The following is a 24,292-nucleotide window of genomic DNA, read 5'->3' as shown; positions in this document are numbered from 1 at the left end:
CGATGAACCGACGCGCCCTCCTGGGCCTCAGCCTGCTGGCCGTGGCGGCGGTGGGCGGCGGCGTGCTGCTGACACCGCGCGACGCCGCCCCGCCCGATCCTGACCAAGCCGGGCTCGCCTTCCCGAACCTTGCGCCCCGCCTCGCCGCCGCGGCCCGCATCGAGATCCGCCACGGCGACGACACGCTGACGCTCCAACGTGGCGCCGGGGAAGCCTGGGTCCTGCCCGCAAAGTCCGGCTATCCCGCCCGCGCCGACCGCGTGCGGGAAGTCCTGGTGGGGCTGACCGAGCTTCGCTTGGTGGAACGCCGCACCGCCAATCCGGAGCTTTTCGCGCGGCTGGGCGTCGAGGACCCCGCCACCCCCGGCGGAACCGCCTACGGCATCCGCGTGCTCGACGCCGGCGGCATCCCGATCGCCGAGCTGATCACCGGTCACCGACGGGTCCGCACCCAGGGCGACCGGCCGGAAAGCATTTATGTCCGCAGACCGGGCGAGGATCTGGCCTGGCTGGCCGAGGGCCGGCTGAACATCGACAGCGACGTGCAGCTCTGGATCGACCGGGACGTGGCCAACCTGCCGCATGACCGCGTGCTGGCCGTGACGATCCGGCGCGACGATCAGGTGACCGAGTTCCGTCGCAGCGGCGATCCGGACGGGGTCCTGACCGTCACCGCCCCGGCGGATGCCGGCACCCTCGACCCCAACGCGGTGGAGGATATCGGCCGCGGCTTCGAGTTCCTGACCTTCACCGACGTGCTGCCCGAAGCGCAGCTCACCGCCGAACCCGTGGGCGAGGCGAGCTTCACGTTGACCGAGGGGCTGGTCATCACGGTGCGGACCGGCCGCAAGGACGAGAACATCTGGGTCCGGCTCGGCGCCACCGGCAGCGACGAGGCGAAGCGCCTCGACGCCCGCTGGCACGGCTGGGCCTATCAGGTCGGCGCCTGGAAGGAGAAAGCCTTCGCGCCGCGCCTGGTGGACCTGCGGGAACAGCCCGCCGCGACGCAGCAGCCCGGCGAGCGGCCGCCGGTGCTGCCGCCCGGCGCACCGGCCCCGCCGCCGTGACGCCCTCCCGATGACGGAACGGCACTATCCCGAGCGGCCCTGGGTCGGCATCGGCTGCGTGGTGCTCCGCGGCGAGGACGTGCTGCTGGTCCGCCGGGCAAGGCCGCCGCTGCAAGGGAGCTGGACCATTCCCGGCGGTGCTCAGTCCCTGGGCGAAACCATGGAGGAGACCGCGCGGCGGGAGCTGCGCGAGGAGGCCGGGATCGAGGTGGGTCCCCTTTCCCTCGCCGTGGTGGTGGACGTCATCGACCGCGACGAGGCCGGCCGCATCCGCTTCCAGTACAGCATCGTCGACTTCTGCGCGCGCTGGCTCTCGGGCGCGCTCGTCGCGGGCGACGACGCCTCCGAGGCCCGCTTCTTCAGCCCCGCCGAACTGGAGTCACTGGAACTCTGGAACGAAACCCGCCGCGCCATCGCGGTGGCCCGCCAGCGCCTCGCGGAACGCTGACGGGACGCCGGGCGCGGCGCCTCAGGCGTAGAGGCGCTCGTTCTGCAGGTTGGTGTAGAGGCTGGCCACGGTGTCGCCGTAGCCGTTGAAGATCTGCGTCGGCACGCGCTCGCCGCTACCCAACAGGCGCTCCGTGGCCTGGGACCAGCGAGGGTGTGGTACGGCCGGGTTCACGTTGGCCCAGAAACCGTACTCGCTGTCCTGCAACTGCTGCCAGAAGGATACCGGGCGCTTGTCGGTGAAGGTGACCTTCACCACCGACTTGCCGGACTTGAAGCCGTACTTCCACGGAAACAGGATGCGGATCGGACCACCGTTCTGCGGCGGCAGCGGCTTGCCGTACATGCCGGTGGCCACGAAGCCGAGCTCGTTGCCCGCCTCCTCGATGGTGCAGCCCTCGATATAGGGCCAGGAATACCAGATCGCCCGCAGCCCCGGCATGTTACCCGGCTGCTGCGCCGTCTCGAACACCACGTACTTCGCACCCGCTTTCGGGGCGCCGAGCCGCACCAGCTCCGACAAGGGGAAGCCGGTCCAGGGCACCGTCATGGCCCAGGCCTCGACGCAGCGGTGCCGCAGCACGCGCTCCTCCAGCTTGACCTGGCGGAGGATGTCCTCGAGCCCCATCTCGCGCGGCTGGTCGGTCATGCCCTCGAAGCGGACGGACCAGGGATCCATCTTCAGCTTCTGGGCTGCCGGATAGATGCCCTTGCTGTCACCGAATTCGTAGAAGTTGTTGTAGGTCGTGGCGTCCTTCTCGGGCGTCACGTCACGGCCGGGCTGGAAGCGCGGGTTGCGGGCGACCGCGCCGTCGGGCGCCTGGGCCAGGGCGGGGCTCAGCACGGATCCCCCGATCAGCCCTGCCCCGAGGCCGGCCATCAGCCCCAGGCCCTTTCGGCGGTTCATCACCAGGGATTCCGCCGTCGCCGCGCTTTCGGGCAGCTCCCAGCTACGGCGGATCTTGATGAGCATCGAAACGTCCTCCTGCGACCCTGCACATCTCCGACCGATCCCTCGATCCTTCAAGGGCGTGTTGGTTTCGGTAACATGACGGCTGCGCCGACGGGCGGCGCCGTGACCCGGTAAAGCCGGTAAAGCTCCGCCTCCACACCGCCGCGACTACGGGCCACGAGGCCCGGCAGCTCCTGCGCACCCGGCCACGGCGGCGGCCCGTCGCCGCGCCGCGTGCTGCGGACCAGCAGGCCGGTTCCTGCAACGGGTGCCGCCGGCAGGTCGAAGAGGCCCCAGCGGTCGCCGATCGCCACCACCGGCGCCTCGGCCGGAAGGCGGAAGCCCAGCTCGCTCGCCAACCCGTACTCCTCGCTCGCCACGAAGGTGGCGCCGTACTGCCGCCGGGCGAACTCCACCGCGGTGGCGAAGCCGTCCCAGCCGCCCAGGCGCGCCAGCGTCGGGTCGTTGCGGCGCGGCAGCGGAAACGGCGCGGCCGCCGCCTGCAACAGCACCAGTCCCGACATCACCACGCCGAGCGCCAGGGCGGGACGCTGCCAGCGAAGCCACCGGCCACCGAGGCAGGCCGCTGCGACCGCCGCCGTCGGGTACAGGATCGCGGGCCAGTTGGCCTGAACCCGGCTGCCGGTCGCCTGGAACAGGAACAGCAGTGCCGCCGGCACCGTGAGCGTCACCAGCAGCCCGGCTGCGGCATCACGCCTGCGCAGCCATGCCGCCACCGCCAGCGCCACGCCCAGGACGCAGAGCAGGAAGATCAGCGGCGTGGCAAGGCCGAGCTGCCCGCCGAGCAGTTCCCCCAGGTAGCGGAGCGTGAAGCCGCCCTCCCGCGTCCCGGCGCGGCCGCCCTGCTTGGCGAAGGAGGCCCAGCCGTGTTCGGCGTTCCACCACACGGTGGGCGAAAAGATCGCCGCGGCCAGCACGCCGCCGGCCCAGAGGCGCCAATCGCGCAGCCAACGCCGCGCCGAAGGCTCCAGCACCAGCCAGAGCACCAGCCCCGCGCCGAACAGGGCGGCCGTGTACTTGGACAACAGCGCCGCCCCGGCGAAGATCCCGGTCGCGAGCCACCACCAGCCGTTGTTGCGCGCCCGCGCCTCGGCCACGGTCCAGAGCGCCAGGCACCAGAACACCAGCAGCGGCGTGTCGGGCGTGATCAGCACCGCCCCCGCGTTGACCATCAGGGTCGCGTTGAACAGCGCCGCCGCCGTCAGCCCGGGCCTGCGCGCCGGGAACAGCAGATTGGCCGCCCGCACCAGCGCCAGCGTTGCCGCCACCAGCCCCAGGACCGCCAGCAGGCGCAGGCCCAACGGTGTTTCGCCCAGCAGCAGCGTGCCGGCCCGGATCCAGAGCGCCACCATGGGTGGGTGGTCGTAGTAGCCCGGCGCCAGGCTGTGCGACCAAACCCAGTAATAGGCCTCGTCCGGGGAAACCGGGATTGCCGCCGCGGCGATCAGGCGTGCCGCGGTCAGGGCGAGGAAGGCCGCGATCCAGACCCTCACCGGGCGCGCCACACGAGCGTCGAGGACATGGCATAGTTCCAAACTGCCGTGATCAGGGCGCCCGCCGCGCCCGCCAGCCCCCAGGCCAGCCCCTCCTCGCGCAGCAGGAGGCGCGCGACGCCGACATTGGCAGCCGCACCGATGCCGCAGACCAGGTAGAAGAGCAGCAACCCGCGGCGCAGCGCCGGCCCCCGTAGCCGCACGTCGCGATAGGTGACGCGGTTGTTCAGGAAGAAGTTCACGGTCATCGCCCCGAAGGTGGCGATCCATTGGGAGGTAGCGAAGCCCAGCTGCCCGGCCTCGGCCAGGATGGCCAGGATGCCCAGGTGCACCGCGATGCCAATCAGTCCCACGGCGAGGAACGACAGGAAGCGCCAGGGCAGCACGCCGCCCAGGGCCTTGTCCATCAGCAGGCCCAGGAACTCCATCATCACCGTGGCGTCGAGCTTGGATTCCCCCGCTTCGCGCGGTCGGAACCGGTAGGCGAACTCCTCCACCCGCAGGGGCCGGCGAACCGAAAGCAGGATGTCGAGCAGGATCTTGAAGCCCCGGCCCGAAAGCTGGGGGGCGACATCCTCGAAGAGGACCCGTGGCAGCAGGAAGAAGCCGCTCATCGGGTCGCGCACCTTGGTGGGCAACAGGGCGGCCGAGAGCGCGGCGCCGGCCTCGCTGATCCGTGCGCGCAGCGGCGAGAAGCCGCTGTTCTTCTCGCCACCCTCGACGTTGCGCGAGCCGATGGCGATGTCGGCCCTGCCGGAGCGGACGGCCTCGAACATGGTGGGCAGCAGGGTCTCGTCGTGCTGCAGGTCACCGTCGATCACCGCCACGAAGCGCGCCGACGAGGATAGCGCGCCTTCTATGCAGGCGGAGGCCAGGCCACGCCGCCCGATCCTGCGCAGGCAGCGGACACGGGGGTCCAGCACGGCGAGGCTCCGGGCCACGGCGTGGGTTCCGTCGGGGCTGTTGTCGTCGACGAAGATCGCTTCCCAGGCGATGTCACGCAGGCAGGCGTCGAGGCGCTCCACCATCGGGCGGACATTCGCGGCTTCATTGAAGCAGGGGATGACAACGGAAAGTTCGGGGGGCACCGCTGCCCATTAGCGAAGCCGCTGAGGTGGCGAAAGAGGCAGCGCCGGATGGCGCGGGAGACCTTGTTACAACCGCCGCGATTGGTGCGCCCGCTGGGGCTCGAACCCAGGACCCCAAGATTAAAAGTCTCGTGCTCTACCGACTGAGCTACAGGCGCATCGCCACCGCCGAAACAACACCGGCGGCGGGAAGTCAAGCCGGCGGAGACGAAGGTCTCCGCCGTGGCGGAAGGCTTACTGGCCTTCCGGCACGTCGGCCGCGACGCGCATCTTCAGGATGTGGTCGGGATCGCGCACCGTGCCGCTGGAGCCGGAACCGCGCTTGATCTTGTCCACGGCCTCCATGCCCGACACCACGCGGCCCCAGATCGTGTACTGGCCATCCAGGCTCGCCGCCGGGGCAAACATGATGAAGAACTGGCTGTTGGCGCTGTTCGGGTCCATCGTGCGGGCCATGCCGCACACGCCGCGCAGGAAGCGCGCCTTGGCGGGCGGGCTGAACTCGGCCGGCAGGTTCGGCAGGTCGCTGCCGCCGGTGCCGGTGCCCGTCGGGTCACCGCCCTGCGCCATGAAGCCCTCGATCACCCGGTGGAACACCGTGTTGTCGTAGAACCCCTTGCGGGTCAGTTCCTTGATGCGCTCGACGTGCTTGGGCGCGAGGTCGGGGCGCAGCTCAATGGTGACACGACCGTCCTTGAGGTCGAGAAACAGAGTGTTCTCGCGATCCGTCGGCGTCTGCGCCTCGGTGGTTTCGCTCATCAGCATTCCTCCGGCAATCAGCGTGGTGGCAGTCAACAGCGTGCGTCGCTGCATGCCTTCATACTCCCGTGTTATTCCGGACACGGACCAGGGTCCGCTGCAGCGTGAGTGGCGGCACGAAGGACGCCACATCCCCACCCAGCCGGGCGATCTCCTTCACGAACCGGGAGGAGATGAACTGGTTGCGTTCGCTGGCCATCAAGAACACCGTCTCGACGTCGCTGTCCAGGCGATGGTTCATACCCGCCATCTGGAACTCGTAGTCGAAATCCGACACCGCACGAAGGCCGCGGATGATCATACCGGCGCCGACCTCGCGCGCGAAGCTGATCAACAAGCCGTCAAATGGCCGGACCTCGATCACGGCACCGGTCTGGGCCGCCACCGCCGCCACCTCGTCGCGCACCAGCTCCACCCGCTCCTCGAGCGGGAAGAGCGGCCCCTTCCCCACATTCGTCGCCACCCCGACAACCAGCCGGTCCACGAGGCGCGCGGCGCGCGTGATGACGTCGAGGTGCCCGTTGGTGATCGGGTCGAAGGTGCCGGGATAGAGCCCGGTGCGCTCAGCCATCGCCATCGTCCACCACCGGGAAGCAGGACGTCACGCGCTCGTCGTCGTCGAGGCGAAGCAGCGTCACGCCCTGCGAGGAACGACCCGTGACCCGCACCTGGTCCACCGGCAGGCGGATCAGCCGCCCGTTGTCGGTGACCAGCATCACGTCGTCGCCAGGCTTGGCCGGGAAGGTCGCCACGACCTCGCGCCCCGTGCGCTTGCTCAACGTGATGTTGGCGATGCCCATGCCGCCGCGCCCGGAGACGCGGTACTCGTAGGCGGAGGATCGCTTGCCGAAGCCCTGGTCGGTGACCACCAGCAGCAGCTCCTCGGCCGCCTCCATCTCCGCGATCCGCTCGTTCGAGAGCGTCAGCTCCTCGGCTTCCTCGGCGACGTCATCGGCCGCGGGGTCGCCACGTCCGACGACCTCCTCCGCCACCGCCTCCGGATCCTCGACGCTGTTGCGCCGCCGCTCCGCAGCCCCCTTGAGGTAGGCGACACGCTCGGCATTGCTGGCCTCCACGTGGCGCAGCACCGAGAGGGCGATCACCCCGTCGCCATCCGCCAGCTTCACGCCGCGAACGCCGGTGCTGTCGCGGCCGGCAAAGACGCGCAGCGTGTCGCTGTCGGCCATGAAGCGGATGCAGCGGCCGGTGCGGGTCGCCAGCATCACGTCGTCGCCCTCGCGGCAGGTCTGCACGCCGATCAGCCCGTCACCCTCGTCCAGCTTCATGGCGATGAGCCCGGAAGAGCGGACGTTGCGGAAGTCCGACAGCCGGTTGCGGCGGACATTGCCGCTGGCCGTCGCGAAGACGAGGTGCAGGTTGTCCCAAAGCGTCTCGTCCTGCGGCAGCGGCAGCACGGCGGTGATGTGCTCGTCCTGCTGCAGCTGCAGCAGCTGGCGCAGCGACCGTCCGCGCGCCGTCGGGCTGGCAAGCGGCAGCTTCCACACCTTTTCGCGGAAGGCCATCCCGCGCGAGGTGAAGAACAGGACCCACTGGTGCGTGTGCGCGTTGAAGGAGCGCACCACCACGTCGTCCTCGCGCGTGCCAGCGGCGGAACGCCCGCGGCCGCCACGGTTCTGGGCGCGGAAGCTTTCCAGCGTGGTACGCTTGACGTAGCCGTCGCGCGTCAGCGTCACCACCATCAGCCCGGGCTCGATCAGGCTCTCGTCGTCCTGGTCGAGGACGCCGTCCACGATCTCGGTGATGCGCGGCGTGGCGATCTGGGCGCGGACCTCGGCCAGTTCCTGCGCCATCAGCTCCAGCCGGCGCGGGCGGCTGGCCAGGATGTCCAGCAGCTCGCGGATGCGGCCACCGACCTCGTCCAGCTCGGCGATGATCTTGTCGCGCTCCAGGCCGGTCAGGCGCTGGAGGCGCAGCTCCAGGATGCCGCGCGCCTGGGTTTCCGTCAGGTGCACGGTGTCGTTGATGACCACGTTGCCACTGTCGTCCACCAGCGCCAGCAGCGAGGCCACGTCGCCCGCCGGCCAGGCACGCGCCATCAGCGCCTCGCGCGCCGCGTTGGCGTCGGGGCTCTGCCGGATCAGGCGGATGACTTCGTCGATATTGGCCACCGCGATAGCCAGGCCGATCAGCAGGTGCCCGCGCTCACGCGCCTTGTTCAGGCGGAAGCGGGAGCGCCTGAGGATCACGTCCTCGCGGAAGTCGATAAAGGCGCGCAGCGCGTCCTTCAGCCCGAGCTGCCGCGGGCGGCCGTGATCCAGCGCCAGGATGTTGGCGGCAAAGGAGATCTGCAGCTGCGTGAAGCGGAAGAGCTGGTTCAGCACCACCTCCGGCGTTGCCTCGCGCCGCAGCTCGATCACGATGCGCATGCCGGAACGATCGCTCTCGTCCCGCAGGTCGGAGATGCCCTCGACCTGCTTCGAGCGCACCAGCTCCGCGATGCGCTCCAGCAGCGTGGTTTTGTTCACCTGATACGGGATCTCGGTGACCACGATGGCGGAGCGGCCGCCGCGCATCTCCTCGATCGCCGTGCGGGCCCGCAGCGGAATGGCACCGCGCCCGGTCTCGTAGGCGTTGCGGATGCCGGCGCGGCCCAGGATCAGCCCCGCGGTCGGAAAGTCCGGTCCCGGCACGATCTGCATCAGATCCTCGAGCGAGATCTCGGGCTCCCGGATCATCGCCAGGGTCGCGTCTATCACCTCGCCCGCGTTGTGCGGCGGGATGTTGGTTGCCATGCCGACGGCAATGCCGTTGGCGCCGTTCACCAGGAGGTTCGGGAAGGCCGCCGGCAGGACGCGCGGCTCGCTGGCGCTCTCGTCGTAGTTGGGCTGGAAGTCGACCGTGTCCTCGTCGATGCCGGCCAGCAGCGCCGCGGCGGACTTCGCCAGCCGCGCCTCGGTGTAGCGCATCGCCGCCGGCGGATCGCCGTCGATCGAGCCGAAGTTGCCCTGCCCGTCGATTAGCGGCAGGCGCATGGAAAAGGGCTGCGCCATGCGAACCATGGCGTCGTAGATCGCCGAGTCACCGTGCGGGTGGTACACACCCATCACGTCGCCCACCACGCGGGCGGACTTACGGTGCGGCTTGTCGGGCGTGTAGCCGGCCTCGTGCATCGCATACAGGATGCGCCGGTGCACGGGCTTCAGCCCGTCGCGCGCATCCGGCAGGGCACGGGATACGATCACGCTCATGGCGTAGTCGAGATAGGAGCGTCGCATCTCCTCCTCGAGCGCCACCGGCGTGCCGGTCAGCGCCGGCTCGTCTCCGCCGCCGGGAACGCCGTCCTCAGTCTCGCTCACGCTGTTATCCTAAGATCAGAACGGAATGTCGTCGTCGAGGTCGCTCTTGGGCGCATCCCAGCCGCCGCCCCCACCACCGCCGCTGCCGCCACGGGGCGAGCGCCCGCCGCCGCCGTTGCCGCCGCCGAAGCCGCCACGGTCGCCACCGCGGCCACCGCCGCCGAAGCCACCACCACCGCCCGAGCCGCCACCGCCGTAGCCGCCGCCATCGCCCATGTCGTCACCGCCGCCACCGGCGCCGCCGCGGCCGCCGATCATGGTCAGCTCGCCGCCGAAGTTCCGCAACACGATCTCGGTGGTGTAGCGGTCCTGGCCGTCCTTGTCCTGCCACTTCCGGGTTTCGAGCTTGCCCTCGATATACACCGTGGAGCCCTTGCGCAGGTACTTCTCGGCCACCTCGCCCAGGCGCTCGTTGAAGATGGCGATGGAGTGCCACTCGGTGCGCTCCTGCCGGTTACCTTCACGGTCCTTGTAGGTCTCGCTGGTGGCGATGCGCAGGTTCACGACCTTGCCGCCATTCTGGAAGTTGCGGACCTCGGGGTCGCGCCCCAGATTTCCGACAACGATTACCTTGTTCACACTGCCGGCCATCGCGTCCACCTTCTCGCCGTTCGGGAGCGTCCCCGTCTTCGAGGACGACGCACCGACTCGTATACCCCGCGCGGCGTCGGCCGGCAGGGGCAGGAAACTTAAACCCCGGAGGCGGCGCTAGCCACCCCCGGGGAAGTTGCGGTCCGGAGCGCCCCCCGGCAACCCCTTTCCGCAGGGGGGATATGGTGCCACATAGCGGCGAACACAATGTGAACTTCCTGGCAAAAACCCGCGAAAAGCCGTTTTCCCGGGGATAGAGGACAGGCCTTGCCCGACACGCTACCCCCCCACCGCACCCGCTCTACTGAGCCCTCCACGCCACGCGTGGCGCCTGCTGGCGTGGAATCCGCCGGTGCTTCCCAGCTGCCGCCGGCCCGCTCGGGACGCGGCGAGGCCGGCCCGCCGGCCATCCGGGTGCGCGGCGCGCGCCAGCACAACCTGAAGAACGTCGACCTCGACATCCCCAAGGACACGCTGACGGTGATCACCGGGCTGTCCGGCTCGGGCAAGTCGTCCCTGGCCTTCGACACGATCTACGCCGAAGGGCAACGCCGCTACGTCGAGAGCCTGAGCGCCTATGCGCGGCAGTTCCTGCAGCTGATGGGCAAGCCGGACGTGGACAGCATCGAGGGGCTGAGCCCGGCCATCTCGATCGAGCAGAAGACCACCTCGCACAACCCGCGTTCCACCGTGGGCACGGTGACCGAGATCCACGACTACATGCGCCTGCTCTGGGCCCGTGTGGGCGTGCCCTATTCCCCCGCCACCGGCCTGCCGATCGAGGCACAGACCGTGTCCATGATGGTGGACCGGGTGCTGGGCATGGGCGACGGCAAGCGCCTCCTGATCCTGGCGCCCATCGCCCGCGGCAAGAAGGGCGAGTGGAAGAAGGAGCTGGCGGAGCTCCAGCGCCGTGGCTTCGAGCGCGCCAAGATCAACGGCACGCTGTACCGCCTGGATGAGGCGCCGAACCTCGATAAGAAAAAGAAGCACGACATCGAGGCGGTGGTGGACCGCATCGTGGTGGGCCCGGGCATGGAAACGCGCCTGGCCGACAGCTTCGAAACGGCCCTGGGGCTGGCCGACGGCGTGGCCTATGCCGACGATGCCGATAGCGGCGAGCGGACCGTGTTCTCTTCCCGCTTCGCCTGCCCCGAGAGCGGCTTCACCATCGAGGAGATCGAGCCCCGCCTCTTCTCCTTCAACTCGCCGCAGGGCGCCTGCCCGGTCTGCGACGGCCTGGGCACCGAAAGCTTCTTCGACCCCGCCCTGGTGGTGCCCGACGACCTGCGCCCGATGGCCGAGGGCGCAGTGGCGGCGTGGACCGGCGGCTCCTCCTCGGAATACTACGACCAGACGCTGGAAAGCCTGGCGCGCCACTACAAGGTCTCGATGAAGACCCCGTGGGGCGAGCTTCCCGCGGCGGTCCGCAAGGGCATCCTGCACGGCACCGGCGAGGTGGTGACGCTGCGCTACAAGGACGGGCTGCGCGCCTACGAGATCAAGAAGAGTTTTGAGGGCGTGATCCCGGCGCTGGAGCGCCGCCTGCGCGAAACCGACAACCCCTGGGTGCGCGAGGACCTGGAGCGCTACAAGGCCGACCGCCCCTGCAAGGCTTGCCAGGGCGCGCGCCTGAAGCCGGAATCCCTGGCGGTGAAGGTCGCCGGCCTCCACGTCGCCCAGGCTTCGGAACTGTCGATCCGCAAGGCGATGGAATGGTTCGGCAACGTCCACGGCACGCTGACCACGCAGCGCCAGGAGATCGCCGGCCGTATCCTGCGCGAGATCAACGAGCGGCTGCGCTTCCTGGTGGATGTGGGCCTGGACTACCTGAGCCTGTCGCGCTCCTCCGCCACGCTGTCGGGCGGTGAGTCGCAGCGTATCCGGCTGGCGTCGCAGATCGGGTCCGGCCTGACCGGCGTGCTGTATGTTCTGGATGAGCCCTCGATCGGTCTGCACCAGCGCGACAACGAGCGTCTGCTCGGCACGCTCAGGCGTCTGCGCGACCTCGGCAACACCGTGCTGGTGGTGGAACACGACGAGGACGCGATCCGCGCCGCCGACCACCTGATCGACATCGGCCCCGCGGCCGGCAAGGGCGGCGGCAACGTCATCGCCCAGGGCACGCCCGACGAGGTCGCGGCGAACCCCAACAGCGTCACCGGCGCCTACCTGTCGGGCCGCCAGCGCATCGAGGTCCCGGCGGAGCGCCGCCCGGCCGACCCGAAGCGGATGCTCCGGGTCATCGGCGCGCGCGGCAACAACCTCAAGGACGTGTCGGCCTCGATCCCACTCGGCACCTTCACCTGCGTGGCGGGCGTCTCTGGCGGCGGCAAGTCCACGCTGGTGATCGAGACGCTCTACAAGGCCGCGGCGCGCCGGCTGATGGGCACCTCCACCGTCCCTGCCCCGCACGAGCGGATCGAGGGGCTGGAGCAGCTCGACAAGATCATCGACATCGACCAGTCGCCGATCGGCCGCACCCCGCGCTCCAACCCCGCGACCTACACTGGGCTGTTCGCGCCGATCCGCGACTGGTTCTCGGAACTGCCCGAGGCGCGGGCGCGCGGCTACAAGCCGGGCCGCTTCTCGTTCAACGTCAAGGGCGGCCGCTGCGAGGCCTGCCAGGGCGACGGCGTGCTCAAGATCGAGATGCACTTCCTGCCCGACGTTTACGTCACCTGCGACACCTGCAAGGGCAAGCGCTACAACCGCGAAACGCTGGAAGTGCGCTTCCGCGAGAAGAGCATCGCCGACGTTCTCGAGATGACGGTGGACGAGGGCTGCGAGTTCTTCTCCGCCGTGCCGGCCATCCGCGACAAGCTGGTGGTGCTGCGCGAGGTCGGGCTCGGCTACATCCACCTGGGCCAGCAGGCGACGACGCTCTCGGGCGGCGAGGCGCAGCGCATCAAGCTGGCCAAGGAGCTCGCCCGCCGCGCCACCGGCCGCACGCTCTACATCCTCGACGAGCCGACCACTGGCCTGCACTTCGAGGACGTTCGCAAGCTGCTGGAACTGCTGCAGGCGCTGGTGAAGCAGGGCAATACGGTTCTCGTGATTGAGCACAACCTGGAGGTCATCAAGACCGCCGACTGGGTGCTCGACCTGGGCCCCGAAGGTGGCGAGGGCGGCGGCCGCATCGTGGCCGAGGGCACGCCGGAAGAGGTCGCAGCCAACCCGGAAAGCCACACCGGCCACTTCCTCAAGGCCCTGCTGCCGGCGCCGGCGGCCACGAAGCCCCGGCGCAAGCGCGCCTGACGCACCGTGCCGTGCAGCCCCTCACCCGGGTTGCACGGCGGGGCGTTGCCCCCTCAGGCCGCGGCGGCGGCCTGGATGCGGTAGCGTTCCTCCTCCGTGAGGTCCAGCGCCGTAAGCTCGCTGTCGAGCGGGTAAACGGCGCCGCCCGGCACCGTCACCGCGGCGGCCAGGTTCTGCGACGGATCGACCCAGAGGGGCTGCGCCTTGCGCGGCATGGTCCAGAGCCGCGGCCTCGCCTTGGGCGCGGTCCGCACCGACCAGCCCTGACGGGTCGGGTCCACCCGCACCACCATCGGCGTCAGCACCGCGCCCGACATGGCCGCCACGTCGCGGCGGGCCCGGCCGGCCTGGATCGGCACCAGGATGCAGCCGAACAGCAGCAGCACCATCGCCACCACCGCGCCCAGCATCGTGAGCAGCCGGCTGCGGAGGTTGTCCAGGCCGAGATCCGTGGTCGCGAGGTCCGGGCGGCTCGGGTCGCCCATCACCACCACGTCGTAGTCGCCCAGGTGCGGGTCGGCGAAGAGGTAGTGCATCCGGTGGGTCACCGCGTTGCCGCTCTTGTTGCCGGTGACCACCACGGTCACCTCGCAGTCCTGTAGGAAGCCGAACTTGCTGCGGCAGCGGCCGTCCTCGATGCGCCCCTCAATCGGCACCGCGTGGTCCTGGATGCGGTAATCGCTCAGCAGGTCCGGCGCGATGGCCGAGGCAAGGTAGAAGCCGAAGCCCCCGAACAGTACGATCCCGACCAGCATCACCAGCCAGGGCTTGGCCGAGCGCCTCGGCGTCCGAACCTCGATCGGTCGCGTCGGAAAGGCACTGAGCAGTGCTTGGGTCGTCATCTGGTTCGCGTTTCCCGTTGTTGCGCAGCAGGAATACGCAGGATTGTTGGAGTCTCGTAACCGCCCCGGGGCGTCGCCGCCGTTACAATTTTCCGCGCAGTCCCGCCCAGGAAACCGCCAGCCGGTCCCCGGCCCCGCGCGGCACCGGCGGCCAGTCCGGGGTTCCCCGCGCACTCAGCCGCCGGAGGTCGCGCGCCGCCAGGACCAGCGGCAGCACCGCCGCCACCGCCCCGCCGGGCAGCGCGCGCAGCTGCTGGCGGACCGCCTCGACCCGCGGCAGCGCCTCGGTGGCGAGCTGCCGCACCACGGCCGCAACCTCGTCGGAAAAGGGTTCGAAGACCTCGCCCGGCAGCATCTCGCGCGGAAGGAGGCAGCGCTCCTGGGCGGCCTGCGCCGGCAGGCTGCGCATCACCCCGGCCAGGCCGTAAAGGGCACCCGCCTCCTGCACCGCCGGTAGCGTGGCGACGGGCGCGTCCAGCACCCGCGCCATCGCCACCGCGAGGCCGCCCGCCGTGCCGCGGAGATAAGCGTCGAAGCCGGCGCGGGTCTCGATCTCCTCAGCTTCCGCTTCCCGCGCGTCGATCAGCGGCAGGAGGTCCTCCGCCGCCAACGTGCCCGAGCGCAGCAGGGCGGCCAGTGGCTCGGCCACCTCGTGCCGGCGGGCGGGGCGGCCCGCCGCGACCTCGGCAATCATGTCGCGCCACCACTGGAGGCGGATCAGCGCCAGGGTCGGCTGGCTGACCACCTCGCGCGCCCGGGCGAGCTCGTTGTTGAAGGCGAGGAGGCACCACAGCGCCTCGCGCTTGTTCGGCGGCGCAAACAGCGTGCAACGGAAGCGGTCGGGGTCGCTGCGCTGCGCCAGCACGCCCGTCGCTGAAAGTTCACCCATGGCCGCCGCTTCTGCTTGAGCGCGCCTTCTGCTTGAGCGCACCGTGGCGCGCAAGCTTGCGCGGCCCCCCGGTTGACCTCCTTCCCGGTGCCGCCCAACTTCCCGCCACACCGTCAACCGGAGAGTCGTCCCATGCCCTTCAGCCTCCCGCCCCTGCCCTATGACCCCGGTGCGCTGGCCGCGCGCGGCATGCAGCAGGAAACGCTGGAACTCCACCACGGCAAGCACCACCAGGCGTACGTCACGGCGCTCAACGGCCTGATCGAGAGCAAGGGCCTCGCCGGCAAGACGCTGGAAGAGATCGTGGCCGAAGCTGGCAAGGGCGGCGCCGACAGCCAGCCCGTGCTGAACCAGGCCGGCCAGCACTGGAACCACATCCTGTTCTGGCAGGTGATGTCGCCCACCGGCGGCGACGACAAGATCCCGGGCGCGCTGGCCTCCAAGATCGACAGCGACCTCGGCGGCCTGCAGAAGTTCAAGGACGACTTCAAGGCCGCCGGCGTCGGCCAGTTCGGCTCCGGCTGGGCCTGGCTGATCCAGGATGCCTCGGGCAAGCTCAAGATCACCAAGACCCCGAACGGCGCCAACCCGATCTCCACCGGCGAAGGCACCCCGCTGCTGGGCGTCGACGTGTGGGAGCACTCCTACTACCTGGACTTCCGCAACCGTCGCCCGGACTACCTGTCCAACTTCCTCGATAAGCTGGTGAACTGGGAATACGTGGCCAGCCTGCTGCAGAGCGGCGGCCTGAAGTCCGGCCAGTCGGCCTGACACGGGTTTCCCCGGAAACGGGAAAGGGCGCCGGGATCTCTCCCGGCGCCCTTTTTCTTGCGCGAATGGCGGCGAAACCTGCGCCCCGCCGCCTCGGCCCCTGTTCGCCTCAGCTCTTGGCCGGTACCGTGTCGTTGGCCGCCACGGGGCGCACCACGCTGCTGACCGTGCCGCGCAGCACCGTGACGCGCACGTTCGGCGCGATCTCGACCTCGAGCTCGTCGGAGCCTTCCTTGACCCGGGTCACGGTGCCCAGGATGCCGCCGGCCGTGATGATGCGGTCGTTGCGCTTCAGCGCGCCCAGCAGCGCCCGGTGCTCCTTGGCCTTCCGTTGCTGCGGTCGGATCAGCACGAAGTAGAACACCACGAAGATCAGGATCATGGGCGCGAACTGCATCACGGTGCTGGTGGCACCGCCGAGGGCGTCCTGCGCGTAGGCAGGGCTGATAAGCATGGGTGTGGAGCCTTCCCGGCTTGCGGATGATGGAGGCGGAACCTAGCCTCCGCCCCCCGCCCGTCAACCCATCCGCTGCCGGGCATCGGACCAAGGCCGGAGGCCATCGCATTTCTACCCTTTCCGCCTCCACCCCGGCTTCGGAACACGACCTCCTGCCGGTGCTGCGCCGTATCGCCGAGGCGCTGGAACGCATGGCACCCGCCGTGGCCCCGCCGCTGACGCTCGAAGGGGCCGACGCCTTTGTCTGGCACCCGGGCCCGCCGCCGGCGCTCTCGCCCGTGCCGCGGGTGGCCGCGGTGGAGGGCGAGCTGCTGCAGGGCATCGAGGGGCAGCGCCGCCTCCTGGGCGACAACACGCTGCGCTTCGCGCGCGGCCTGCCGGCCAACAACGCCATGCTCTGGGGCGCGCGCGGGATGGGCAAGTCCTCGCTGGTCAAGGCCGCCCACGCCGCGGCCAATGCCGAGCGGCCCGGCAGCCTCGTTCTGATCGAGATCGCGCGCGAGGATATCGGCAGCCTGCCCGCGCTGCTGAACCTGCTGCGGGCGCAGCCTCGCCGCTGCCTCGTCTTCTGTGACGACCTGAGCTTCGAGCGCGAGGATGCCGACTACAAGGCGCTGAAATCGGTGCTCGACGGCGGCATCGAGGGGCGGCCGGCCAACGTGATCTTCTACGCCACCTCGAACCGCCGCCACCTGATGGCGCGCGACATGATCGAGAACGAGCGCTCCACCGCCATCAACCCCGGCGAGGCAGTGGAGGAGAAGGTGTCCCTGAGCGACCGTTTCGGTCTCTGGATCGGCTTCCACAACTGCGACCAGCCGACCTTCCTGCGGATGGTGGACGGCTATGCCCACCGCTTCGGGCTGGACGTGCCGACGGAGGAACTGCACGCCCGCGCGCGGGAATGGTCGGTGACGCGCGGCGGCCGCTCGGGCCGCGTGGCCTGGCAGTTCGTAACCGACCTGGCCGGGCAGCTCGGCCGGTCGATCCCGGCGTGACGGCGCAGTCCTCCGTGGCCGTCGGAGCGGCGGGCCAGACGCCAGCCACGGCCACGGTCCCGGCGACCGGCCAAGCCACGGGCGCGGTGCTGCGCAAGGGCCGCTTCCTGAACCCCGACGGCTCGCGCGCCGGGCAGCACCCGCGCAACGTCCTGCGCCTGTTCCGGGAAGGCTTCGGCCCGCCCTGGCCGCCGGTCACCGCTGCCGTCATCCGCAGCGAGGCGCCACCAGCGCCCCTGCCCGGCCATGTCGCGGTAACCTTTGTCGGCCACAGCACCTTCCTGCTGCGCTTCCACAACGGTCCGACGCTGCTCACCGACCCGGTCTGGAGCGACCGCTGCTCGCCCTTCCGCTTCGCAGGTCCCAAGCGCGTCCGGCCGCCGGGCCTGGCACTCGACGCCCTGCCGCCGCTCGACGCGGTGCTGCTGAGCCACAACCACTACGACCACATGGACCTGGCGACCCTGCGCCGCCTCATGCCCGTGCGCGTGGTGACGGGGCTGGGCAACGGCCGCTATCTCGCCCGCAAGGGCCTGCCCGGCGCGGAAGAGCTGGACTGGTGGCAGCACACCACCCTGCCCGACGGAACGCGGCTGACCTACCTGCCGGCGCGGCACTTCTCGGCGCGGACGCCCTTCGATGCCGGCCGGATGCTCTGGGGCGGCTTCGCCGTGCACACGCCGGGCGGCGGCTCGCTCTACTTCGCCGGCGACACGGCCTACGGTTCCCACCTGCGCGAGATCGGCGACCGGGTCGGCCCCTTCGACGTCGGGCTGCTGCCGATCGGCGCTTACGACCCGCGCTGGTTCATGGAAGTCGTCCACACCGACCCGGCGGAAGCGGTGCGGATGCACCGCGACCTCCGCGTGCGCACGGGGGTGGCGATGCATTTCGGCACCTTCAAGCTGACGCGCGAGGCCATCGACGCGCCGGTCCTGGGCCTGGAAGCCGCCCGCGCCGCCGCCGGCATTCCGCCCGAGCGCTTCCTGGTACCGGAATTCGGCGGAACCCTGATGCTGCCGCTGGGCGGGGCCTCAGCCTCGGCGGACTGAGCCCCAGGGGACCTAAGCCTTGGGGACATCGACCTGGGGAACTCGAACCTCGGGAACCCGAGCCCCCGGAAATCCGCCCCTCAGCCGGCGTTGTTGAAGATCCGCTGCTCGACCTTGTCGCCCACGCGCAGGCCGAGCCGCGCCGCGGTGCCGGCCGCAACTTCCAGCGTGGCGCGCGCCGGGCCGTTGCTGGAGATGATCGCCAGGCTGCGCGGCACGGTGTTTTCCGCGATGTGGCTGATCCGCCCATCCTGCGAGATGAAGATCATGTCCAGCGAGGTGACCGTGTTCTTCATCCACATGGCGGCGTCGCGCGGGCGGTTCCAGTCGAACAGCATCCCCTCATCCGGGCGCACGCGCTGACGGTACATCAGCCCCACGCGCTGCTGCTCGGTTTCCAGCGCCATCTCGACGTTGAAGTCGTGGCGCTTGCCGTCGCGGGTGATGATGGTCAGCGGCTCGGTCGGCAAGCGCGGCTGCGGGCCTTCCTGGGCCAGCGCCGGCAGGGCCGCCGTGGCGAGCAGGGTGGACAGGAGCAAGGCGCGGCGTTGGATCAACTGTCTGGGTCCTTTCCGACTGGGTCGGCCAACGGGGCTGGCCGACGGGATCGGCCAACGGGATCGAGGTGGCGTTCCGGCAGCGCCGGGTCTAGCGCCGCGCCGGGGCAACCACAACGGGCCCCCGGTTGGGCATCGGTTGAGCCGCAGGTGGGCGTTGGGCGGAGATCGGGCGCGTGCCCTCACGCGGCCGCCGCGGGGGAGCGCCGTGCCTGGTGGCCTTTCCTGCCTCGACGGCAGCACCTAGGCTGCGGCCGAATCTTGTTTTTGGCGTCGTGAAGGACCGTCCGAATGGAAATGACCGGTGAAAGGCGCATCGAGGCCTCCCGGCAGCGCGTCTGGGATGCGCTGAACGACCCCGAGATGCTCAAGACCGCCATTCCCGGCTGCGAAAGCATCGAGCGCACCCCCGAGGGCAACTTCATCGCCCGCGTCGCGATCCGCCTTGGCCCGATGGCCGCGAAGTTCAGCGGCCGCGTGGCGCTGACCAACCTCAACCCGCCCCAGTCCTACACCATCAGCGGCGAGGGCAACGGCGGCGCCATGGGCTTTGCCAAGGGCGGCGCCGACGTGGCGCTGGACGAGCTCGGCCCGGCCGCCACGCTGCTGCGCTACGACGTCAAGGCGCAGGTCGGCGGCAAGATGGCCCAGCTCGGCGGCCGGCTGATCGACAGCACCGCCAAGCAGATGGCCGACCAGTTCTTCGACCGCTTCGCCAAGCAGGTGAGCGCGCCGGAGGAGCCCGCCCAGACCTCCCCCGCCGCGCCGGCTGCCACGGCCGGAAGCCCCGCCGCCGCGCCGGCGGCGCCGGTGGAACGCGACAGCGCCGCGCCCGTGTCCGGCATGACGCCGGAGGTTCAGGCGGTGGCCGGCGCCGGCCGCGGCATCGCCGGGTTGATCGACCGCATCCCGCGCAACCTCGGCGGTCAGAGCGTCATCTTCTGGGGCGGGCTCGTGGTGTGGCTCTTCGTCATCTTCCTGCTGTTCGTCGGCTGAGGATGACGGACTCCCTGCCCCGCGACGTCGCCGCGACCCGGCAGCTCCTGGCGGAGGGCGGCTACATCGCGGACGGGGCGCTGGCCACGGCGGTCCACCTTGCCCTGCACATGGGCCGTCCTCTCTTCCTCGAGGGCGAGCCCGGCACCGGCAAGACCGAGATCGCCAAGGTCCTGGCAGCCCGGCTCGGGCGCCGGCTGGTTCGGCTGCAATGCTACGACGGCCTCGACCTCAACGCCGCGGCCTACGAGTGGGACCATGCGCGGCAGCTGATGGCGATCCGCCTGGCCGAGGCCAGCGGCGAAGCCGCCGACCGCGCGGCGCTGGAGCGCGGCCTGTATGACCGCCGCTTCCTGCAGGAACGGCCGCTGCTCTCGGCGCTGGGCGGCAGCCCGGCCGTGCTGCTGATCGACGAGCTCGACCGCGCCGACGAGCCCTTCGAGGCCTTCCTGCTGGAGATCCTGGCCGACAACCAGATCACCGTGCCCGAGCTCGGCACCATCCGGGCCGAAGTGCCGCCGGTGGTGGTGATCACCTCCAACCGCACGCGCGAGGTCCACGACGCGATCCGCCGCCGCTGCCTGTACCACTGGGTGGACTACCCCGATGCGGCGCGCGAACGCCTGATCCTGGACACCCGCGCCCCCGGTCTCGCCGCGACGCTCTCGGCCGAGGTGGTGGCTTTCGTGCAGCGGCTGCGCGCCGGCGGCGAATGGTTCAAGCTGCCGGGGGTCGCCGAAACGATCGACTGGGCCCGGGCGCTGGCGGCGCTGGATGCCGGGCGGCTGGAGCCGGGCGTGGTGGACGACACGCTCGGCGTGCTGCTGAAGTACCAGGACGACATCGGCCGGCTGCGCGGTGCCGAGGCTGAGCGCCTGATCGCCGAGGCCCGCCAGGATGCCCTTGCCTGACGCTGCTGCCCCGGCGGAGGCCGCGGCGGACGGCGCTTTCGCGGACAATCCCCGCGGCGCTTTCGCCGACAACCTCCTGGGCTTCACCCGCTTCCTGCGTCGCGCCGGCCTGCCCGTCGGCCCGGCCGAAAGCCTGGCGGCCGCCGCAGCCCTCCGCCTGACCGGCGTCGCCGACCGCGACACCACCCGCGACGCCCTGCGCGCCACGCTGCTCCATGCGCGCGAAGGGCAGGACATCTTCGACGGCGCCTTCGACCTCTGGTGGCGCCCGCCCGCCCCGCCCGGCGGCGAAGCGCCCGCGCCTGGGGAAACGGCCCCCCGGCAGCCCGGCGCCCGCCGGCTGGCGGAAGCGCTGCTCGCGAACCAGCCTTCCGCCTCCGACCCACAGGGTGAGCGGCAGCGCAGCGACACCGCCGTTTCCGTCAGCGCCGCCGAACGCCTGGGCGCCATGGATTTCGAGAGCATGGGCGCGGAGGAAATCCGCGACGCCCGGCGCGAGATCCGCCGCCTGTCGCTGCCGCTGGCTGCCCGGCCGACGCGCCGCTTCCGCCCCGCCCCGCACGGACCTCGCTTCGACCTGCCCGCCACCGTGCGCGAAAGCCTGCGCCAGGGCGGCGAGCTGGCCACGATCCAGCGCAGCGCCCGCGTGGAGAAGCCGCCGCCGCTGGTGGTGATCTGCGATATTTCCGGCTCCATGGCCCGCTACGCGCAGGTGCTGGTGCATTTCCTTCACGCCGTGACCCAGGATCGGGAGCGCGTGCACACCTTCCTGTTCGGCACGCGGCTCACCAACGTGACGCGGCAACTGCGCCAGCGCGATCCGGACGTGGCCTTCGACCTCGTGGGCCGCGCCGTGCCGGACTGGTCGGGCGGCACGCGCATCGGCGACGCCATCGCGGAGTTCAACCGCCTTTGGGCGCGGCGCGTGCTGACCCAGGGCGCGGTGGTGCTGCTGATCACCGACGGGCTCGACCGTTCCGGCGGCGCCGGGCTGGCCGAGGCGGCGGAGCGCCTGGCGCGCTCCTGCCGGCGGCTGATCTGGCTGAACCCCCTGTTGCGCTACAGCGGCTTCCAGCCCAAGTCCGGAGGGGTGCGGGCGCTGCTGCCGCACGTTCATGAGCACCGGCCCGTGCACAACCTCAACAGCCTCCGCGCGCTGATCGAGACCCTGTCCGACGCGCGTGGGGCGGGGAAGACCCGATGAGCGACAGCGAAGACATCCTCGCCACCGCCGACCGCTGGCGGCACGAGGGCGAGACCGTGGCGCTGGCCACGGTGGTGGAAACCTGGGGCTCCTCGCCGCGCCCGGCCGGGTCGCGGCTGGCGGTGACGGCCTCGGGGCGGCTGGCGGGCTCGGTGTCCGGCGGCTGCATCGAGGGCGCGGTGGCCGACGTGGCGCAGCAGACGATGCGCACCGGCGCGCCGCAGCTCCTGGATTTCGGCATCTCCGACGAGCGTGCCTGGGAGGTCGGCCTGGCCTGCGGCGGCAAGCTGAAGGTTTTCGTGGAGAAGCTCGCGTGAAGGCTGCCGTCTTCGAACGCCTGCGGGTGGCCCAGGCCGCGGCGGAGCCGGTGGCCCTGCTGACGCGCCTGCCCGACGGCGCCCAGCATCTCTTCCCCGGCGACGCCGTGCCCGAACCGCTGGCCGAGGCCGCGCGCGCCGCGCTGGAGGCCGACAAGGCCGCGCAGGTGACGCTGGAGGAGGACACCTGGTTTATCCACCCGCACAACCCGCCGCTGCGCCTCCTCGTGGTGGGCGCCGTCCACATCGCGCAGGCGCTGGTGCCGATCGCCGCCGCCGCAGGCTACGCGGTCACGGTGGTGGACCCGCGGCGAGCCTTCGCCACCGAGGAACGCTTCGCCGAGGGGGCGACGCTGGTCGGCGACTGGCCGGATGAGGCGATGGAGGCGCTGCGCCCAGACACCCGCACCGCCGTGGTGACGCTGACCCACGACCCGAAGCTGGACGACCCGGCCCTCGACGCCGCGATCCGCTCCCCGGCCTTCTACGTCGGCGCGCTGGGCAGCCGCCGCACCCACGCCAAGCGCGTCGACCGACTGCGCGAGATCGGCCACGGTGACGAGGCCATCGCACGGATCAAGGCCCCCGTCGGGCTCGACATCGCGGCGGTGACCGCGCCCGAGATCGCCCTCTCGATCATGGCCGAGATCGTGGCGGTCCGCCGCGGCAGCGCGCTCGGCCGGCGCGCGTGATCTTCGGCAGCGTCCCGATCGCGGAAGCCGAGGGCACGGTTCTCGCCCATACGCGGCGCCTGGCGACCGGCGTGATCAAGAAGGGCTCCAGGCTCGACGCCGCCGCGGTGCAGGCGCTGCGGGACGCCGGCTACCGCGAGGTGATCGCGGCGCGGCTGGAGCCGGGCGACGTCGCCGAGGACGAGGCCGCGGACCGCCTGGCCGCCGCGCTGATGCGGCCCGGGCTCACCCGCTCCGCCGCCGCGACCGGGCGGGTCAACCTGTTCGCCGAAGCCGCCGGGCTGCTGTCGCTCGACGTCGCGCTGATCGACCGGCTCAACAGCCTCGACGAAAGCCTGACCCTGGCGACGCTGCCCGCCTACGCCCCCGTGGCGCAGGCCGACATGGTGGCCACGATCAAGGTCATTCCCTTCGCCGTGCCGGCCGCCGTGCTGGCCGAGGCCGAGGCCCTGGCGCGCTCCGCCCACGCGCTGTCGCTGCACCCCTTCCGCCCCCTGCGCGCCGGCCTGGTGATGAGCCGGCTGCCAGGGATGAAGAGCAGCGTCCTCGCCAAGACGGAGGAGGCCACGCGGGCGCGGGTCGAAACGCTGGGCGCCACGCTGCTGCCGGCGGAAACCGTGGAGCACGACGAAGGCGAGATCGCCGCGGCGCTGCTGCGGCTGCACGAGGCCGGGGCCGGGCTGCTGATGGTAATCGGCGCTTCCGCCGTGGTGGACCGGCGCGATGTCGGCCCCGCCGGGATCGTGCGCGCCGGCGGCGAGATCGCGCATTTCGGCATGCCGGTGGACCCGGGAAACCTCCTGTGCCTCGGCAGCATCGGCCGGCTGCCGGCGCTGGTGCTGCCGGGCTGCGCCCGCAGCCCCAAGCTGAACGGCTTCGACTGGGTGTTGCAGCGGATCGTGGCCGACGTGCCGGTCACGGGGCGCGACATCCAGCGCATGGGCGCGGGCGGGCTGCTGACCGAGATCGAGACGCGCCCCCTGCCCCGCGCCCGCGCCACCGCCGCCCCACCTGGCCGGCATCGCGTGGCCGCCGTGGTGCTGGCGGCCGGGCTGTCGCGCCGGATGGGGCCGGTGAACAAGCTGCTGGCCGAGGACGACGCGGGCCGGACCATGGTGGCGCGGGTGGTCGACAACGTCCTGGCCAGCCGGGCAACGGAGGTGATCGTGGTCACCGGCCACGAGCATGAGCGGGTCGCGGCGACGCTGGACGGACGGGCAATCCGCTTCGTTCACGCGCCCGACTACGCCGAAGGCCTCGCGGCCTCGCTGCGCGCCGGCGTCGCAGCCCTGCCCGACGAGGTAGAGGGCGCGCTGATCTGCCTGGGCGACATGCCGTTGGTGTCGGCGGAAACCCTGGACCGGCTGATCGGAGCCTTCGACCCGGCGGCCGGCCGTGCCGCCGTGCAGCCGGTGCATGAGGGGCAGCCCGGCAATCCGGTGCTCTGGGGGCGGGAGTTCTTCCCCGAAATCCTGGAACTCGCGGGCGACAAGGGCGCCCGCGCGCTGCTCACCCGCCACGCGCCGCGCCTGGCCACGGTGAACACGGCGGATGACGGCGTACTGCGCGACTTCGACACGGCGGAAGCCCTGGCCACCATCCAGGGCTGAAGC

At 71.0% G+C, this 24,292-nt stretch carries 23 protein-coding genes and 1 tRNA gene; 12 read left to right on the top strand and 12 right to left on the bottom strand.

Going from position 1 to position 24,292, the window contains the following annotated elements; translation table 11 throughout:
* The first annotated feature begins 2 nt into the window (after positions 1-2).
* Together ACFFGY_RS19965 and ACFFGY_RS19960 are read left to right on the top strand one after the other, a co-directional pair.
* Positions 3-1,067 (top strand): DUF4340 domain-containing protein, encoded by a 1,065-nt coding sequence (locus ACFFGY_RS19965; protein ID WP_377046283.1) that lies wholly within the window; start codon positions 3-5, stop codon positions 1,065-1,067.
* A 10-nt stretch (positions 1,068-1,077) separates the two neighbouring features.
* Complete coding sequence (locus ACFFGY_RS19960) at positions 1,078-1,515, top strand: NUDIX hydrolase (protein WP_377046282.1); 438 nt, start codon at positions 1,078-1,080, stop codon at positions 1,513-1,515.
* A 21-nt stretch (positions 1,516-1,536) separates the two neighbouring features.
* On the opposite strand, the gene msrP is transcribed toward ACFFGY_RS19960, so the two are convergent.
* The 8 genes from msrP to ssb all read right to left on the bottom strand — a co-directional run bounded on the left by msrP (position 1,537) and on the right by ssb (position 9,735).
* The gene (gene msrP, locus ACFFGY_RS19955; protein WP_377046281.1) at positions 1,537-2,487 is read right to left on the bottom strand and encodes a protein-methionine-sulfoxide reductase catalytic subunit MsrP; all 951 of its coding nucleotides are present in this window, start codon (positions 2,485-2,487) and stop codon (positions 1,537-1,539) included.
* Positions 2,488-2,537: 50 nt separating this feature from the next.
* Entirely contained in the window at positions 2,538-3,980 is a 1,443-nt protein-coding gene (locus ACFFGY_RS19950; protein WP_377046280.1) for a glycosyltransferase family 39 protein, read from the bottom strand.
* Positions 3,977-5,068 carry a glycosyltransferase gene (locus ACFFGY_RS19945; RefSeq protein WP_377046279.1) on the bottom strand — a complete coding sequence of 364 codons (1,092 nt, stop codon included), beginning with the start codon at positions 5,066-5,068 and terminating at the stop codon, positions 3,977-3,979. Before ACFFGY_RS19945 ends, ACFFGY_RS19950 begins: the two co-directional genes overlap by 4 nt.
* An 82-nt stretch (positions 5,069-5,150) precedes the next feature.
* A tRNA-Lys gene (locus ACFFGY_RS19940) sits at positions 5,151-5,226 on the bottom strand.
* Between the two features lie 76 nt (positions 5,227-5,302).
* A complete protein-coding gene (locus ACFFGY_RS19935; RefSeq protein WP_377046278.1) occupies positions 5,303-5,881 on the bottom strand; it encodes a peptidylprolyl isomerase in 579 nt (192 codons plus the stop codon).
* A gap of 4 nt (positions 5,882-5,885) precedes the next feature.
* Positions 5,886-6,398 carry a pantetheine-phosphate adenylyltransferase gene (gene coaD, locus ACFFGY_RS19930; protein WP_377046277.1) on the bottom strand — a complete coding sequence of 171 codons (513 nt, stop codon included), beginning with the start codon at positions 6,396-6,398 and terminating at the stop codon, positions 5,886-5,888.
* On the bottom strand, positions 6,391-9,144 hold the full coding sequence (gene gyrA, locus ACFFGY_RS19925) for a DNA gyrase subunit A (protein ID WP_377046276.1): 2,754 nt from the start codon (positions 9,142-9,144) through the stop codon (positions 6,391-6,393). Before gyrA ends, coaD begins: the two co-directional genes overlap by 8 nt.
* Positions 9,145-9,159: 15 nt before the next feature.
* Complete coding sequence (ssb, locus tag ACFFGY_RS19920) at positions 9,160-9,735, bottom strand: single-stranded DNA-binding protein (RefSeq protein WP_377046275.1); 576 nt, start codon at positions 9,733-9,735, stop codon at positions 9,160-9,162.
* A gap of 363 nt (positions 9,736-10,098) precedes the next feature.
* Between ssb and uvrA the strand changes: the two genes are divergently transcribed.
* Complete coding sequence (gene uvrA / locus ACFFGY_RS19915; RefSeq protein ID WP_377046358.1) at positions 10,099-12,993, top strand: excinuclease ABC subunit UvrA; 2,895 nt, start codon at positions 10,099-10,101, stop codon at positions 12,991-12,993.
* A gap of 53 nt (positions 12,994-13,046) precedes the next feature.
* Here the strand turns inward: uvrA and ACFFGY_RS19910 are convergent, their stop codons facing one another.
* Together ACFFGY_RS19910 and ACFFGY_RS19905 are read right to left on the bottom strand one after the other, a co-directional pair.
* Positions 13,047-13,835 (bottom strand): hypothetical protein, encoded by a 789-nt coding sequence (locus ACFFGY_RS19910; RefSeq protein ID WP_377046274.1) that lies wholly within the window; start codon positions 13,833-13,835, stop codon positions 13,047-13,049.
* An 82-nt stretch (positions 13,836-13,917) separates the two neighbouring features.
* The gene (locus ACFFGY_RS19905; RefSeq protein WP_377046273.1) at positions 13,918-14,724 is read right to left on the bottom strand and encodes a phytoene/squalene synthase family protein; all 807 of its coding nucleotides are present in this window, start codon (positions 14,722-14,724) and stop codon (positions 13,918-13,920) included.
* A 132-nt stretch (positions 14,725-14,856) separates the two neighbouring features.
* Between ACFFGY_RS19905 and ACFFGY_RS19900 the strand changes: the two genes are divergently transcribed.
* Positions 14,857-15,495, top strand: a complete 639-nt coding sequence (locus ACFFGY_RS19900; protein ID WP_377046272.1) for a superoxide dismutase — start codon at positions 14,857-14,859, stop codon at positions 15,493-15,495.
* A 109-nt stretch (positions 15,496-15,604) separates the two neighbouring features.
* Here the strand turns inward: ACFFGY_RS19900 and yajC are convergent, their stop codons facing one another.
* Positions 15,605-15,949: a preprotein translocase subunit YajC gene (yajC, locus tag ACFFGY_RS19895; RefSeq protein WP_377046271.1), complete on the bottom strand. Its 345-nt coding sequence runs from the start codon at positions 15,947-15,949 to the stop codon at positions 15,605-15,607.
* 194 nt (positions 15,950-16,143) lie between these two features.
* Between yajC and ACFFGY_RS19890 the strand changes: the two genes are divergently transcribed.
* Both ACFFGY_RS19890 and ACFFGY_RS19885 read left to right on the top strand, forming a co-directional pair.
* Positions 16,144-16,950: an ATP-binding protein gene (locus ACFFGY_RS19890; RefSeq protein ID WP_377046357.1), complete on the top strand. Its 807-nt coding sequence runs from the start codon at positions 16,144-16,146 to the stop codon at positions 16,948-16,950.
* Complete coding sequence (locus ACFFGY_RS19885; RefSeq protein WP_377046270.1) at positions 16,947-18,002, top strand: MBL fold metallo-hydrolase; 1,056 nt, start codon at positions 16,947-16,949, stop codon at positions 18,000-18,002. Before ACFFGY_RS19890 ends, ACFFGY_RS19885 begins: the two co-directional genes overlap by 4 nt.
* Positions 18,003-18,082: 80 nt before the next feature.
* On the opposite strand, the gene ACFFGY_RS19880 is transcribed toward ACFFGY_RS19885, so the two are convergent.
* Positions 18,083-18,559: a DUF192 domain-containing protein gene (locus tag ACFFGY_RS19880; RefSeq protein WP_377046269.1), complete on the bottom strand. Its 477-nt coding sequence runs from the start codon at positions 18,557-18,559 to the stop codon at positions 18,083-18,085.
* A gap of 291 nt (positions 18,560-18,850) precedes the next feature.
* On the opposite strand from ACFFGY_RS19880, the gene ACFFGY_RS19875 reads away from it, so the two are divergent.
* The 6 genes from ACFFGY_RS19875 to ACFFGY_RS19850 are packed head-to-tail and all read left to right on the top strand — an operon-like array spanning position 18,851 to position 24,289.
* Positions 18,851-19,555 (top strand): CoxG family protein, encoded by a 705-nt coding sequence (locus ACFFGY_RS19875; protein WP_377046268.1) that lies wholly within the window; start codon positions 18,851-18,853, stop codon positions 19,553-19,555.
* 2 nt (positions 19,556-19,557) lie between these two features.
* Positions 19,558-20,466, top strand: a complete 909-nt coding sequence (locus tag ACFFGY_RS19870) for an AAA family ATPase (RefSeq protein ID WP_377046267.1) — start codon at positions 19,558-19,560, stop codon at positions 20,464-20,466.
* Positions 20,453-21,670: a vWA domain-containing protein gene (locus tag ACFFGY_RS19865; RefSeq protein ID WP_377046266.1), complete on the top strand. Its 1,218-nt coding sequence runs from the start codon at positions 20,453-20,455 to the stop codon at positions 21,668-21,670. The genes ACFFGY_RS19870 and ACFFGY_RS19865 overlap by 14 nt, the downstream gene beginning before the upstream one ends.
* Positions 21,667-21,987, top strand: coding sequence for an XdhC family protein (locus tag ACFFGY_RS19860; RefSeq protein WP_377046265.1), 321 nt, complete (start codon positions 21,667-21,669; stop codon positions 21,985-21,987). The genes ACFFGY_RS19865 and ACFFGY_RS19860 overlap by 4 nt, the downstream gene beginning before the upstream one ends.
* On the top strand, positions 21,984-22,679 hold the full coding sequence (locus tag ACFFGY_RS19855; protein WP_377046264.1) for an XdhC family protein: 696 nt from the start codon (positions 21,984-21,986) through the stop codon (positions 22,677-22,679). Before ACFFGY_RS19860 ends, ACFFGY_RS19855 begins: the two co-directional genes overlap by 4 nt.
* Entirely contained in the window at positions 22,676-24,289 is a 1,614-nt protein-coding gene (locus tag ACFFGY_RS19850; RefSeq protein WP_377046263.1) for an NTP transferase domain-containing protein, read from the top strand. Before ACFFGY_RS19855 ends, ACFFGY_RS19850 begins: the two co-directional genes overlap by 4 nt.
* Positions 24,290-24,292 lie beyond the last annotated feature (3 nt).

Source organism: Roseomonas elaeocarpi, from assembly GCF_042433915.1.
In the GTDB taxonomy this organism is placed as follows: Bacteria; Pseudomonadota; Alphaproteobacteria; order Acetobacterales; family Acetobacteraceae; genus Roseomonas; species Roseomonas elaeocarpi.
The sequence above is the reverse complement of the archived record's forward strand: the minus strand, read 5'-3'. Positions and strand labels throughout refer to the sequence as shown.